Raw genomic sequence first — 12,779 nt, 5'->3', positions numbered from 1 at the left:
AACGTTCTAGGGACAAGTGATTTTTGTCAAAAAACACAAAAAGATACTCGAAAAAAAGCAGATTAGCGTTTTTCCTCATAATAACTCAACAACGGAAAGAACAGCGTCATGGTGGTTCCTTTTCCAACTGTCGACGAAGCCATTAGCTCGATGCCTAATTCCTTCGCTAAACTTTTCGCTAAAAAGAGCCCCAATCCCGTCGAGTGGGTGTCCGTTTGGCGCCCATTTTCGCCCGTAAAGCCTTTATCAAAGATGCGCCGCATGTCTTCTTTAGGAATGCCGATCCCACTATCTTGCAAGTGGAGATAGGTCCCTTGGGCATCTTTTTCGATCCGAATCGTCAGCTGCCCATTTTGTGGTGTGTACTTCACGGCATTGCTGACCAGTTGTCGAAAGATAAAGCCGAGCCATTTTTCATCGGTCAACACTTGCTGGTCCTCACCTTCAACGGCATAGTGCAGGTTCTTTTGGATAAAATAATTGGCCTGACTGCGTAAAACCGGCTGGATGACGGCTTTCAATGAAATTTCTTGGACCAGATAATCTTTTGAAAAGCTGTCCAAGCGGGCGACGTACAAGACTTGCTCGACGTATTCGTTCATGCGGTTCAATTCATTTTCTAATAAGATGAATTTTTCATCTGGAATATCAAATTCGATCGAATGCAAAAGCAATCGTGATGCGGCTAAAGGGACTTTGATCTCATGGACCCACGAATCGATGTATTCCTTTTGTTCTTCTTGATTGCTGACGACTTGCTGCATCAATTCTTGGTGCTCTCGGATCAACTGATTGATGTAGGATTCGATCCGTTCTTCTTCCGCCGAGCGTGCTCCTTGCAAGTAGTTTTGCAGCAAGCTGTCTCCGGGCTTGGGGGTGATTTTTTGCCAAAAACGCCGCTTAGATAAGTAGCTGATTGCTAAAAAGAACACCATCAAGACACTTTGCATCAAAAAGAGATAGCCGACTGTGCCCCAATCCATCGGGGAATGAGGAGTCAGCCAAAAAACTAAGACCGTCAACACGAAAAAGACTAGCCAACCGATAAACAGCAGCCAACGATCTTTCAAAAAACTGCGCAAAACTCGCCACTTTGTCATGGTACGATATACCCTTGACCAACCTTGGTCTCAATGTAGCCGTTCATCCCCGCTTGTTCGATTTTTCGTCGCAAACGATTGATATTGACCGTCAAGGTATTGTCGTCTACAAATCGCTCATCATCCCACAAGGCCCGCAAGAGTTTTTCCCGACTTAAAATCTTGCCGTGATTTTTCATCAAAATATACAGCAGGCGGTATTCGTTTTTGCTAAGATCGATGCTTTCGCCATTGATATACATGCTGCTGTTGTCGATATTGAGGGTCAAACCATTATGCACTAACGTTTCACTGCTACTTTCTACATAGTTGTAGGAACGGCGCAGCAGCGCATTGATTTTTGCAATCAGAACGTCGATCTCAAAAGGTTTTGTCACAAAATCGTCCGCTCCCATATTCATGGCCATGATCATATCCATATTGGTATTGCGGCTAGAAATAAAAATGATTGGTACTTTGGAAGCTTCGCGGATTTTTTGACACCAATAGTAGCCATCAAAAACCGGCAAGTTGATATCCAGTAAAATCAGTTGGGGCTCTTGTTCTTCAAAGTCAGTCAACACTTGATGGAAATCCGTCGTGCCAAAGGTCTCAAACTGCCATTTTTCTAGTTCTTCGATAATCAGTTGGCGAATCACCGCTTCATCTTCTACTACCATTATTTTTGCCATATCCGTGAATTCCCTCACTTTGTGTAATTTTCTCCTCTTTACTTTATCAAATATCAAAAACGAATGCGAACATTAATCGCCGTTTTTAGCAAACCCTAAAAAACCTCGCCACTGACGGTAGAAGCCAGTGGCGAGGCAAAGCAAAAATGTCTATTGGGTTATTCGATGATCTCTACCGTCTCGATCAGTAATTTACCGATAAACAATAAGATCCCATCGAAAAAAAGCACACTCATGTTGACACCTAATAACATCGATAACCGTTCAACGACATCGATTTTTGGTCGTTTGTTCAAGTAACGAAACAAGAAAAAATTCACACCATACGTCACTGCCATGATCAGCAGCATCAAGATCACCATTTTAGTTCCCTGCTTTTCTTCAAATTTTTGGTTGCTGTGCTAAAAACTGTGTCAGTTTGCTTTGATCGATGGCTTCATACTGCGATAGGAAGCGACCGATCGCTTGAACGACTGCCGGTAGATGACCCGCTTCATCATTTTCGATCTGCAGCACCAGCAGTGGTTCGTGCAGGCTCATTCGCAGCAAGAACCAGCCTTGGCCATAGGGCGCTGTCAAGTTGATGCGAATGCCTTCCTCATTTTCTGGATCGATCTGCCAGCCTGGCAGCAAATGATCGGCTAAATCCGCGATCACTTGGCGACCATAGTCTTGATAGTCGGCTTGTTGGATCGCAAAGCGCAATTCTTGGGTCTCGGCGGGTTGTTGCAACGCCGCGATCAGCTCATCCAGTGTCGTGCCTTGCTGTTGCAATTGAGGCAGCATCATCAAGAGCTTGGCGATCACGTACGCCCCGTCATCCAAAAAGAAATTTTCTTTAAACGCGGCATGCCCGCTGGTTTCGATGGCTAACTGTGTGTCCAGTCCTGCTTCATTCAATTCGATCGCTTTGTTGATCACATTGCGGTAGCCAGAAATATAGCGTACTTGCTGCCCTCCCAGTGCTTCGATAAAGGTTTTTAAATGATTAGAGGTTGGCGAATTGGTGACGATACGCGTGCCAGGGTGTTCCGCTAAGATGATCTTGCTTAATACAGCGATCATATTGTTGCGGTTCAAGGGCTCACCGCTTTTGGTCACGACGGCCGAGCGGTCGACATCGGTATCGAAAATAATGCCTAAATCAGCTTGTTCCCGCAAGACGGCTTCGCGAATACTTGCCATTGCCTCTTTATTGTCTGGATTCGGGATATGATTGGGAAAATGCCCATCCGGTTCTAAAAATTGCGAGCCATTCGTATCTGCCCCTAGCGGCAGCAACACTTTTTCAGCAAAAAAGCCGCCGGCGCCATTGCCTGCATCAACAATGATCTTTAATCCAGCCAAAGGTTTTTCCTCATTGGTTCCCATCCCTTGGCGAATTTTTTGCAGTAGATCTTGGGCATAAGGCGTCAGCAAGTCTTTTTGCTGATAGCTTCCTTTTTCCGCTGCCTCATGAACGGTAGTGTGGGTCAAAATATAGTGGATATCCGTTTTTTCGGCACCGCCTTGGCTGCTGAAAATTTTTATTCCATTAAAGTAATAAGGCAAATGACTCGCTGTCAGCATCACACCAGCATCACAGTCGAAATCCGCAAACTGTGTACTCATAAACATGGCAGGTGTCGTTGCCAAGCCGCAATCGATCACTGCCACGCCTTCTTGCTGCAGCTGTGCCATCAACACTTCTTGCAGTGCTTCGCCACTCAAGCGACTGTCACGACCGACTGCCACGCGAAAAGGACCGCTGCCCTTTGTTGCCAACCAGTTGCGCAAGCCCGAAGCAACTTGCCGAACCGCTTGCTCTGTCAGTGTCACCTGCTCTTTTTCTGTTGCGATCGCAATTCCTCGAATATCAGAACCATTTTGCAAATCAACGATGTTCATTTCCTCCACCCCTTCTTGTAACCGGAATCAATTTTATTATACCAGAGAAAAAAGGAAATGAAATTGCTTTTTAGTATTTTTTACTATAAATAGTTTACTTCCCTTACTCTTTAAACGGAATCCCTTCCAGTTGCAGTAGTCGGCGTTTGGTTGCTAACCCGCCCCGGTACCCCGTCAAGCGGCCGTTTTTTCCTAACACCCGATGACAAGGAACCACGATCATCATCGGGTTACGCCCCACTGCATTTGCGACAGCGCGGACAGCAGTCGGTCGTTGAATGCGCAGCGCCAAGTCACTATACGTAGTGGTTTGTCCATAAGGAATTTGGGTCAGTGCTTGCCAAACGGTTTGTTGAAACGGTGTCCCGACAAAATCACACGCAAAAGTAAATGTCACTGGTTCCCCTGCAAAATAAGCTTGCAGCTGCGCTTCAATTACTGGATCAAGGTCAGCTGTACTACTGATTTCAGCCCCTGGAAAGAACTTGAGTAATTCATGATGATCCTGCTGCCGACCAAAATAAACTAGCCCTTTTTCCGATTGGACCACTTCATACCACTCATCATCTAAAACGATCTTTGCCAATGCTAGTTTCATGTTTTCACCTCATGGAATCCATTTTTCGCAGCACAACTGCTTACGTGCTGCCGCCGTTGTGCGGCTGTCTCAGTGACAGTATACCATTTTTTCGAGCTGCGCAAAAAAACCGACTGGCTTACTGCCAATCGGTCGTTGCAAACAAGGGAAAAAATAGGTAGATCGCCAGTCGCTGCAGCTTCAAGCCGTAGCCATGGCAGGATCAATCCAATTCGATTTTTCCAGTATAGAGCTGATAATAGGTGCCTTTTTCCGCCAATAGCGTTTCATGGGTCCCCCGCTCAATGATACGGCCATGATCCATCACCATGATGGCATCGGAGTTTTGGATCGTAGACAATCGATGAGCGATCACAAACACGGTCCGTCCAGACATCAAACGGTCCATCCCTGATTGGACGATCCGCTCTGTACGTGTATCGATGCTTGAGGTAGCTTCGTCTAAGATCATCACTGGCGGATCAGCGATCGCTGCCCGCGCAATTGCCAACAGCTGACGTTGCCCTTGGGAAAGCCCTTCGCCATCGCCCGTGATCACGGTGTCGTATTTTTCTGGCAAGTGGTTGATAAACATGTCGGCATTGGCTAATTTCGCAGCTGCCAGCACTTCTTCATCACTAGCATCCAGTTTTCCGAAGCGAATATTCTCGCGAATCGTTCCAGTAAACAAATGGGTGTCTTGCAACACGATTCCTAAGGAGCGGCGCAAGGATTCTAGATGGATTTTTTCAATATTGATGCCATCATAACGAATCTTCCCGTCTTGGATGTTGTAGAACCGATTGATCAAATTGGTGATCGTTGTCTTACCAGCACCTGTGGCACCAACAAAAGCAACTTTTTGCCCATGCTCTGCATACAGATTGATATCATGTAAGACCAGTTGATTGTCGACATAGCCGAAATCAACATCTTCAAATCGCACGTCTCCCGTCACTTCCGTATAGGTAATGGTCCCATCCTCGTGGGGATGTTTCCACGCCCACGTGCCTGTTCGTTCTTTGGTTTCAACTAGCTGACCTTGCGACCATTTGGCATTGACCAGTGTGACGTAGCCATGATCGATTTCTGGCGTTTCATCTAATAGATGGAAGATCCGCTCGGCACCAGCTAACGCCATGATCACAAAGTTGATTTGTTGTGACACCTGGCTGATAGGACCATTTAATGAACGGCTCAGCTGCAAGAAAGAAGCGATCATCCCGACCGTTAGGCCAGAAACACCATTGATGGCAAACAGACCCCCAATGATGGCGATCAAGACATATTGGACATTCAGTAAGTTCATCATGATCGGCATCAAGGTATTGGCATTGACATTGGCTTTAGTGGCACTTTCTTGTAGTTGGTCATTTAAGGCATCAAATTCTTCCATGACGATTTTTTCATGATTGAAGATCTTGACGACTTTTTGCCCGTGCATCATTTCTTCGATATACCCGTTGACAGCGCCTAAATCTCGTTGCTGTGCGCCAAAGAAGCGGCCGCTGCGGCGAGAAATGATGCGGATCACATTCAGCATCAAAATAATCGACAGCATCACGAACAAAGTCAATGGGACACTGATGGAGAACATAGCGATAAAGACAGAACAAAAGGTTACCGCCGCCATCATCAAGTTTGGAATACTTTGGGAGATCATTTGGCGCAACGTATCCGTATCGTTGGTAAAGTGACTCATGATGTCGCCATCTGAGCGGGCATCAAAGTAACCGACGGGTAGAGACTGCATATGCGTAAACATTTGGTCACGGATTTTTTTCTGCGTCCCCTCACTGATCTTGACCATCATAAAGTTATAGATCAGTGCGGCCAAGATCCCAATCAGGTAGATGATCGCCATTTGAACGATCGCCCGAAACAAACCGCCAAAATCAGGATTGGCTTGCCCTAAAAGCGGTGTGATATGATCGTCGATCACGACTTGTAAAAACAACGAACCGCGAACGTTGGCAAAGGCACTTAGTAAGATCATAACAACGACGAATAGGAGTTGTCCTTTGTAGTCGCCAAACATCGTCCGCAATAAGCGTTTCAATGTGCGCTTGGGATTTGCTGCTTGTCTATTCTTCACCTTCACCAAATCCTTTCTGCTGCGAATGGTACACTTCTTGATAGATGGCATTGTTTGCCAATAATTCTTCATGGGTACCGATGCCGTTGATTTTGCCATCATCCATTACGATGATCCGATCGGCGTCTTCGATCGAATTGATCCGTTGGGAAATAATGATTGTCGTCGTTCCAGGGATTTCTCGTTTCAAGCCTTCACGAATACTGCGGTCGGTTTTGGTATCGACGGCACTGGTAGAATCATCGAGGATCAAGATTTTCGGTTTCTTCAACAAGGCACGAGCAATCGTCAACCGTTGTTTTTGTCCACCAGAAACATTGTTTCCTCCTTGTGAGATCTGCGTTTCATATTTATCAGGAAATTCTTGAATGAAGGGATCGGCTTGTGCGATCGTTGCCACGCGCTGGATCTCTTCATCCGACGCTTCTTCATTGCCCCAACGTAAATTGTCGTTGATGGTGCCGCTGAAAAGGACATTGTTTTGCAAGACCATACTTACTTGGTCCCGCAATGCTTCTAAATCATAGTCGCGAACATCATGACCGCCGACGATGACACGCCCTTCAATCACATCATATAAGCGCGGGATCAGCTGGACGAGGGTGGATTTTCCGCTCCCGGTCCCGCCAATGACTCCAATGACTTCCCCGGATTCGATACGCAGATTTGCATCCGTCAGCGCCAGCTTGTTTTTGTCATTGGCGTAACTAAAGCCGACATTCTCAAAAACGATGGAGCCGTCTTTGATCTCTTTGACTGGATCGGCGGGATTTTTCAAGTCACTTTCTTCATCTAATACTTCTACGACCCGTTCTGCCGACGTTCGTGCGATCAAAATCTGCACGAAAGCCATCGACATCATCATCAAGCTCATCAAAATCTGCATCGTGTAGTTGAACATGCTGACTAACTCCCCAGTGGTCAGGCTGCTTTGTTCCACGATCAGCTGAGCACCAAACCATGACAGGAGCAGCATACACGTATAGACAGAAAATTGCATCAATGGCATGTTGAAAGAGACGATTCGTTGCGCAAGCGTGAAATTCCGATAAACATCGGTGGACACTTCGCCAAACAGTTCTTCTTGCTGTTCTTCCCGAACATACGATTTCACGACGCGAACCCCTTGTAAATTTTCTTGCACCACATTATTCAGGCGGTCATAAATGCGGAATACTTTTAGAAACAGCGGGTGGGCAAAACGTATAACTAAAGCCAGACCAATCGCTAAGATCGGTAAAACAACCAGATAGATCGTCATAAGTTCTGGACTGATGGTGCTAACCATTGCAAGTGAAAAAATCAGAACTAACGGACTACGGACCAGAATACGAATAATCATTTGGTAAGCATTTTGGACGTTGGTCACGTCAGTGGTCAAGCGGGTGATCAAACTGGAGGAAGAAAAGCGGTCAATGTTTGAAAAGGAAAAATCTTGGATTCGGCGAAACAGATTGTGCCGCAGGTTGCGGGCAAAACCAGCCGAAGCGATCGCTGCCGTTCGTCCGCCAAGCGTTCCTAAAAGTAATGCGATCAAGGAACATAAAAAAAGCAAGCCGCCATCTCTTAGAATCACACCGGCGTCTCCTTTTTCGATCCCTTGGTCGATCATCATGGCCATGATCAGGGGCATAATGACATCTAAGGCAACCTCTCCTGCTACATACACAGGGGTCAGCAAGCTGTCCTTCTTATAGCTGCCAACATTCGCGAGTAATTTTTTTATCATTTGTTTCGTCCCTTCTATAGATGGCACTGCGGAGCCATTTTTTATCGTTACCATCAAGTTTACTTTATCGACCCAGCGATTTCAAGCGGCTCGCTTGTGTTTTTTTTACAATTAGTAAGTAAAAAGCACCCTTCCAAAAAGAAGGGTGCTTGCTTTTTTGATGCGGTTTGAAAAAGCACTTAGTAAGGATTATTCGGTAGCGTTTGAACCAGCGGTACTGATCGGTTCATCGACATCGTCACCGCCATCATCTGCCGGCGGTGTTTGGGTACTGCCTTGCAGATTGCCGCGGCTGATCCCGATGGTGATCCACGTTTCTAGGGGAATAAACTCGCCGTAGCGGCTCATTTCAACAACGGTTCCTTTTGGTTCCGCCGAATCGATATAGTAGATTTCATAATAGACGTTGGCGCCTTTTGATTTGTATTCATCAAAGAATAGTTTTGGCAAGTCGCCTTCCGTTGCTTGAAAACGGATGTCTTTTAAATATGGTCGGCCTAATGAGTAGACGACTTTGACAGTTGGCAAAGTATCGCTTTCGCTGTATTCTTTGCCTGCTTCTTCCGACTGGCTCAAGAAACTACCATACGCCACTTGATCGGAATAGACTGTGCTGACTTGCAGCGGGATTTTCGATTCTAGTCCTTGGGCTTCTTCGATCGTGTATTGTGAAAAATCTGGAACGGTCAATGCTTGGCCTTTTGAGACCTTCACCACAAATTCATCTTTTTTCGCGAGTTTGCTGCCTTTGACTGGTTCTTGTGAAACCACCAGATCCAGGGCGACACTGTCAGAAAAGACGGTTTCTTCTTTGTATTTCAAGTCATTCTTTTTCGCCCATTCAGAAGCTTCACTCTTGGCTTTGCCCGTAAAATCAGGTACTTCAATATTCTTTTCAAAGACCTCTTTCCCTTTTGAATAATAGACACTCAAACGGTCTTTGCGTTTGTATTCCGCCAAATCAAGCTCTTTGTTGGCCGCCTCTTGTTTAATAAAGGCTTCTGCTGCTACGTTGTCGTCAAATTGTTCGATCAAAGAGAGGTTCTCGGCTTTATTGCTGGCGATCCATTCTTTTGCTTCGGTCACTTGCATCGCTGAAAAATCTGGCAGCTCTAAGCGTTCTTCAGGATCAGGCCCGAGACTCGCCGTCAGTGTCAATGTGGCACCCTTCTTGATCTTTTTGTCAGGATCAACACTTTGGTCAATCACTTGGTTGACGTCTTTGTCAAAATCATATTCTTGCTCCACTTTGATAGCGACGCCTTCTTCCATGCCCCACGTCCGCGCTTCTGACAGATCTTGGGCAGTGAAATCTGGCACCTTCACATGGGTCATTTGATAGTAGACGATCCCAATCACGGCAACCGCCAAGGCGCTCAGTAGGGCAATCAGCAAGATTTTTTTCTGCTTACGCTTTTTGTAGGTCGGATCAAATTCCGTTTCTTCTTTCCCAAACCGGCTGACTGGTTCCTTTGATGCTACCTTCTCCGTCGAAGAACTCGCCGCTTTTGCTTCAGTCGTCTGTGTTTGTTGTCGGGCTGCCGAACGACTCAGTGGCTCACTAGCGGTCGACTCTTCTGATTGGTGAACCGTCGTCGGCTCTGCTGGTTTGCCCGCTTGCTCCGCGCCACTTGCGTTTTGATCTCCGACAGGTTCGCTGGTTTTTTTCTCGCGATCGGGCGTGGGTTTCTTTTTGCCATCATAGTTGTCCGGGCTAAAATTTGATAAAAAATCACTCATGTTTGCTCAACACACCTTTACGTAAATACAAGACTTCATCCGCTTGTTGAGCGATCTCGTTGGCGTGGGTCACGACGATCACACATTTGTTGTGGACGTGTGCCAGCTCTTTAAAGATATCGATGATTTCTTGTTCCATTTCTTCATCCAAATTCCCGGTTGGTTCGTCCGCTAAAATGATATCGACATTGGTGGCTAACGCCCGGGCGATCGCTACCCGTTGTTGTTCCCCACCAGATAATTGATTGACGAGACGATCGGCTTTTTCTTTAGTGATGCCTATATAATCCAGCAAATTGTACGCCACTTCTCGTTGATTGTCTGGCAGCTGATTTTTCGTAATCGCCATCGGCACTAAGACATTTTCGACTGCACTCAAATAGGGAATCAGATTATAGCTTTGGAAAATGATACTGATGTCGTCGCGGCGATAATTCTCATGCCCGATTTTTTCGATATCGGTGCCTTCATAAAGTACTTGACCGCTTTTCGGACTATCCAACGCACTGATCAAGGATAAAAACGTCGTTTTTCCCGAACCAGATTGTCCTAAGATGGCATAGAAAGTCCCTTTTTCAAAAGAAACAGAGGTCTCTTTCAGTATATAGCGGCGCTGATCGCCATCTTGGTAATAGTAATCGACTGCTTTCGTTTCTAATAAAGTCATCGTTGGTTCCTCCTACATCATGATTTTCTTTGGATTCAAGCGTAAAATATACAATAGCGGTAAAATCGCTGAGAGTAAGACAGTTCCTAGACCTAACAGCAGATACGTGATGATGTAGCCGGCTGAGAAGGATACTTGATAAGCATTTTTGATATCCATGTAATCAATATTAGCTGCCATCATACTGCCATAATAAACACCGCCCATCTCATTTTGATTGCTCATCCAATCGTTTTGCATCAAGGTATTTGAAACGGCACCACCTAATAAGTTCCCGGTCACTAAGGACAATAGCAATGCGGCTAAACTAACCAGCAAGACTTCAATCACGATCTGACCAATGACTTTCCCCCGACTTTCCCCCAAGGAAAGATAGATGCCTAATTCTTGTTTCCGATCTCGTAAGAAAAGCAAGACCACTAAGGAAATGATAAAGATGGTAGCGATCGATGCAATGATCACGATGTAATTTGCGATCACTCCTAAACGAGTAAAACCACCGGCGATCTGCTCGTATTGATCCGTATTGGCAACGACGCGGTAGTATTGGGGCAATAACGCACCAGCTTCTTGTTTAAAGGCTTCGACGTCATCCGTTGAATTTAGGACAAAGATCGGTTGATAAAAGTTATCTGCATCTTCATCGATTGTTTCACCCCAAACCTTCTCTGCTTGAATCTTAGTGTAATCGAGGACTAGATTATTACTAGCATAAAACGTATTGATTTGATCCATCACTTGCCATATCGTATCGGAGTTTTGACTACCACTTTGATCCGATGAATCATTTTGATTGCTCTGATCTTTTTTAACTACCGAAAAAATTCCAGCGATCGTCACAGGATAATCAAAGCTGGCACTGTTGCTGTCATCACTAGTTTCTTCTGTGCCATCGTTTTCTTCGTCATCCACGATCTCGCTTCCACCGCCCATCATGATATCTGTCCGGATATCCCAAACCAACTGATCCCCAACGCTCAAGTTATTCAGTTCAGCAACTTCTTTACTGATCAATACCGCATTCGTCAGTTCATTTAAATCTTTTTCCGTTAGGCCTTCGCCTTCATCGAGACGAATCAACCCTTCTTGCATATCTATTGGCTGTGTCAAATTGCCGCCTTTCAATGTGAAATATTGACCGCCCATCTGTATTGAACCATCTTCTGGTACATACGCTTTCAGTTCTTTCGTTTCTAAACTGCCCATCATTTGATAGTCATAATGTTTGACATAGCTTAACTGACCGATTTGCTTATAAACATCCAGCGCTGGTGGTTTCGGATAAAAATCCTCTTGAGACCGTTCTTCCTCCGAAACATCCGCATGGTCTTTATCAAAACCTTCCCAATCCATTTCCACCGTAGCTACGTTCCCCATTTTGCGTTTCGTCTCTCGCTCCACGTTGGCAGTGGATTGTTGAATTGCTACAGCACCAGCGATCACATTGCCTAGAATAAATAGAACTAAAAATAAAATAAATGATTTCCCTTTTCTTCTGGTGATACTTTTTAATGCACGCTGCCAAAAGTTCATTGTTATTTCCTCCAGTGACATTATTTTTTAACAATTATTCCATACTTCTCCCTTAAGAACAATCGCAATAAAGGGTCGTTTTTCGAATTTGAAATATAAAAAAACGAGCACAAACGATATTTTCATTTAAAAACCCTTATAAAAGAACAAGAAAAAGATGTTAAATAACAAATAAAAGAATGGGATTTTTACTAACAGTTTTGTAAGATTTCCCGATTTCAACTTAAATTTTACTTGGATTCCATCAAAAATGCTTGGCACTTTCGAGAGTATAAAAAAACGAAGGAATTCTCTCACTCTTTCCCAGCGAGAAAATCCTTCGTTTTGTATCCCTTATTTTTCTTTCGTATCGATCACGATCGTCACCGGGCCATCATTGACCAAGGCGACTTGCATATCTGCACCAAATTTTCCAGTAGCAACAGTGATCCCTTCTGCTTTTAAGCCTTCATTAAAAGCTTCGTAAAGCGGGATCGCAATACTTGGCGGTGCCGCTTGAATGAAGCTGGGACGATTGCCTTTCTTGGTCTCCCCATAGAGGGTGAACTGTGAAATACTCAAGACGGCGCCATTTATACTTTCCAGTGACCGATTCATTTTACCTTCTTCGTCTTCAAAAACCCGCAGATTTTTGATTTTTCTTACGAGATAAGCCACATCGTCGCCTGTATCCTCATGGGTGATCCCCAATAAAACCATAAACCCTTGTTGGATCGCACCGACGATATTCTCCTCAATCGACACACTTGCTTGACTGACTCGCTGGATCACTGCCCGCAT

11 protein-coding genes are annotated in these 12,779 nt (G+C 45.1%); all 11 read right to left on the bottom strand.

Going from position 1 to position 12,779, the window contains the following annotated elements; all coding sequences use genetic code 11:
- Positions 1-62 precede the first annotated feature (62 nt).
- Complete coding sequence (locus Q1X33_RS10825) at positions 63-1,100, bottom strand: HAMP domain-containing sensor histidine kinase (protein ID WP_034869039.1); 1,038 nt, start codon at positions 1,098-1,100, stop codon at positions 63-65.
- On the bottom strand, positions 1,097-1,771 hold the full coding sequence (locus Q1X33_RS10820; RefSeq protein ID WP_005227794.1) for a response regulator transcription factor: 675 nt from the start codon (positions 1,769-1,771) through the stop codon (positions 1,097-1,099). Before Q1X33_RS10820 ends, Q1X33_RS10825 begins: the two co-directional genes overlap by 4 nt.
- A 158-nt stretch (positions 1,772-1,929) precedes the next feature.
- A complete protein-coding gene (locus Q1X33_RS10815; protein ID WP_005227790.1) occupies positions 1,930-2,133 on the bottom strand; it encodes a hypothetical protein in 204 nt (67 codons plus the stop codon).
- 19 nt (positions 2,134-2,152) lie between these two features.
- Entirely contained in the window at positions 2,153-3,658 is a 1,506-nt protein-coding gene (locus tag Q1X33_RS10810; protein WP_005227788.1) for a phosphoglucomutase, read from the bottom strand.
- 103 nt (positions 3,659-3,761) lie between these two features.
- Positions 3,762-4,256: a methylated-DNA--[protein]-cysteine S-methyltransferase gene (locus tag Q1X33_RS10805; protein ID WP_005227786.1), complete on the bottom strand. Its 495-nt coding sequence runs from the start codon at positions 4,254-4,256 to the stop codon at positions 3,762-3,764.
- Positions 4,257-4,458: 202 nt separating this feature from the next.
- Positions 4,459-6,330: an ABC transporter ATP-binding protein gene (locus Q1X33_RS10800; RefSeq protein WP_301969669.1), complete on the bottom strand. Its 1,872-nt coding sequence runs from the start codon at positions 6,328-6,330 to the stop codon at positions 4,459-4,461.
- Positions 6,320-8,059 (bottom strand): ABC transporter ATP-binding protein, encoded by a 1,740-nt coding sequence (locus Q1X33_RS10795; protein ID WP_010749042.1) that lies wholly within the window; start codon positions 8,057-8,059, stop codon positions 6,320-6,322. Before Q1X33_RS10795 ends, Q1X33_RS10800 begins: the two co-directional genes overlap by 11 nt.
- 189 nt (positions 8,060-8,248) lie before the next feature.
- Positions 8,249-9,799: a PASTA domain-containing protein gene (locus Q1X33_RS10790; protein ID WP_301969668.1), complete on the bottom strand. Its 1,551-nt coding sequence runs from the start codon at positions 9,797-9,799 to the stop codon at positions 8,249-8,251.
- Positions 9,792-10,466, bottom strand: a complete 675-nt coding sequence (locus tag Q1X33_RS10785; RefSeq protein ID WP_005227776.1) for an ABC transporter ATP-binding protein — start codon at positions 10,464-10,466, stop codon at positions 9,792-9,794. Before Q1X33_RS10785 ends, Q1X33_RS10790 begins: the two co-directional genes overlap by 8 nt.
- Before the next feature lie 12 nt (positions 10,467-10,478).
- Positions 10,479-12,020 carry an FtsX-like permease family protein gene (locus tag Q1X33_RS10780; RefSeq protein ID WP_005227774.1) on the bottom strand — a complete coding sequence of 514 codons (1,542 nt, stop codon included), beginning with the start codon at positions 12,018-12,020 and terminating at the stop codon, positions 10,479-10,481.
- Between the two features lie 312 nt (positions 12,021-12,332).
- Entirely contained in the window at positions 12,333-12,779 is a 447-nt protein-coding gene (dtd, locus tag Q1X33_RS10775) for a D-aminoacyl-tRNA deacylase (protein WP_005227772.1), read from the bottom strand.

The organism is Enterococcus sp. B2E4, from assembly GCF_030499455.1.
GTDB lineage: Bacteria > Bacillota > Bacilli > Lactobacillales > Enterococcaceae > Enterococcus_D > Enterococcus_D casseliflavus.
The sequence above is the reverse complement of the archived record's forward strand: the minus strand, read 5'-3'. Positions and strand labels throughout refer to the sequence as shown.

Excerpts from the sequence above, each read along its gene's own strand:
- Q1X33_RS10825 (WP_034869039.1), bottom strand. The coding sequence starts at position 1,100 with ATGACAAAGTGGCGAGTTTTGCGCAGTTTTTTGAAAGATCGTTGGCTG.
- Q1X33_RS10820 (WP_005227794.1), bottom strand. The coding sequence starts at position 1,771 with ATGGCAAAAATAATGGTAGTAGAAGATGAAGCGGTGATTCGCCAACTG.
- Q1X33_RS10815 (WP_005227790.1), bottom strand. The coding sequence starts at position 2,133 with ATGGTGATCTTGATGCTGCTGATCATGGCAGTGACGTATGGTGTGAAT.
- Q1X33_RS10810 (WP_005227788.1), bottom strand. The coding sequence starts at position 3,658 with ATGAACATCGTTGATTTGCAAAATGGTTCTGATATTCGAGGAATTGCG.
- Q1X33_RS10805 (WP_005227786.1), bottom strand. The coding sequence starts at position 4,256 with ATGAAACTAGCATTGGCAAAGATCGTTTTAGATGATGAGTGGTATGAA.
- Q1X33_RS10795 (WP_010749042.1), bottom strand. The coding sequence starts at position 8,059 with ATGATAAAAAAATTACTCGCGAATGTTGGCAGCTATAAGAAGGACAGC.
- Q1X33_RS10790 (WP_301969668.1), bottom strand. The coding sequence starts at position 9,799 with ATGAGTGATTTTTTATCAAATTTTAGCCCGGACAACTATGATGGCAAA.
- Q1X33_RS10785 (WP_005227776.1), bottom strand. The coding sequence starts at position 10,466 with ATGACTTTATTAGAAACGAAAGCAGTCGATTACTATTACCAAGATGGC.
- Q1X33_RS10780 (WP_005227774.1), bottom strand. The coding sequence starts at position 12,020 with ATGTCACTGGAGGAAATAACAATGAACTTTTGGCAGCGTGCATTAAAA.
- dtd (WP_005227772.1), bottom strand. The coding sequence starts at position 12,779 with ATGCGGGCAGTGATCCAGCGAGTCAGTCAAGCAAGTGTGTCGATTGAG.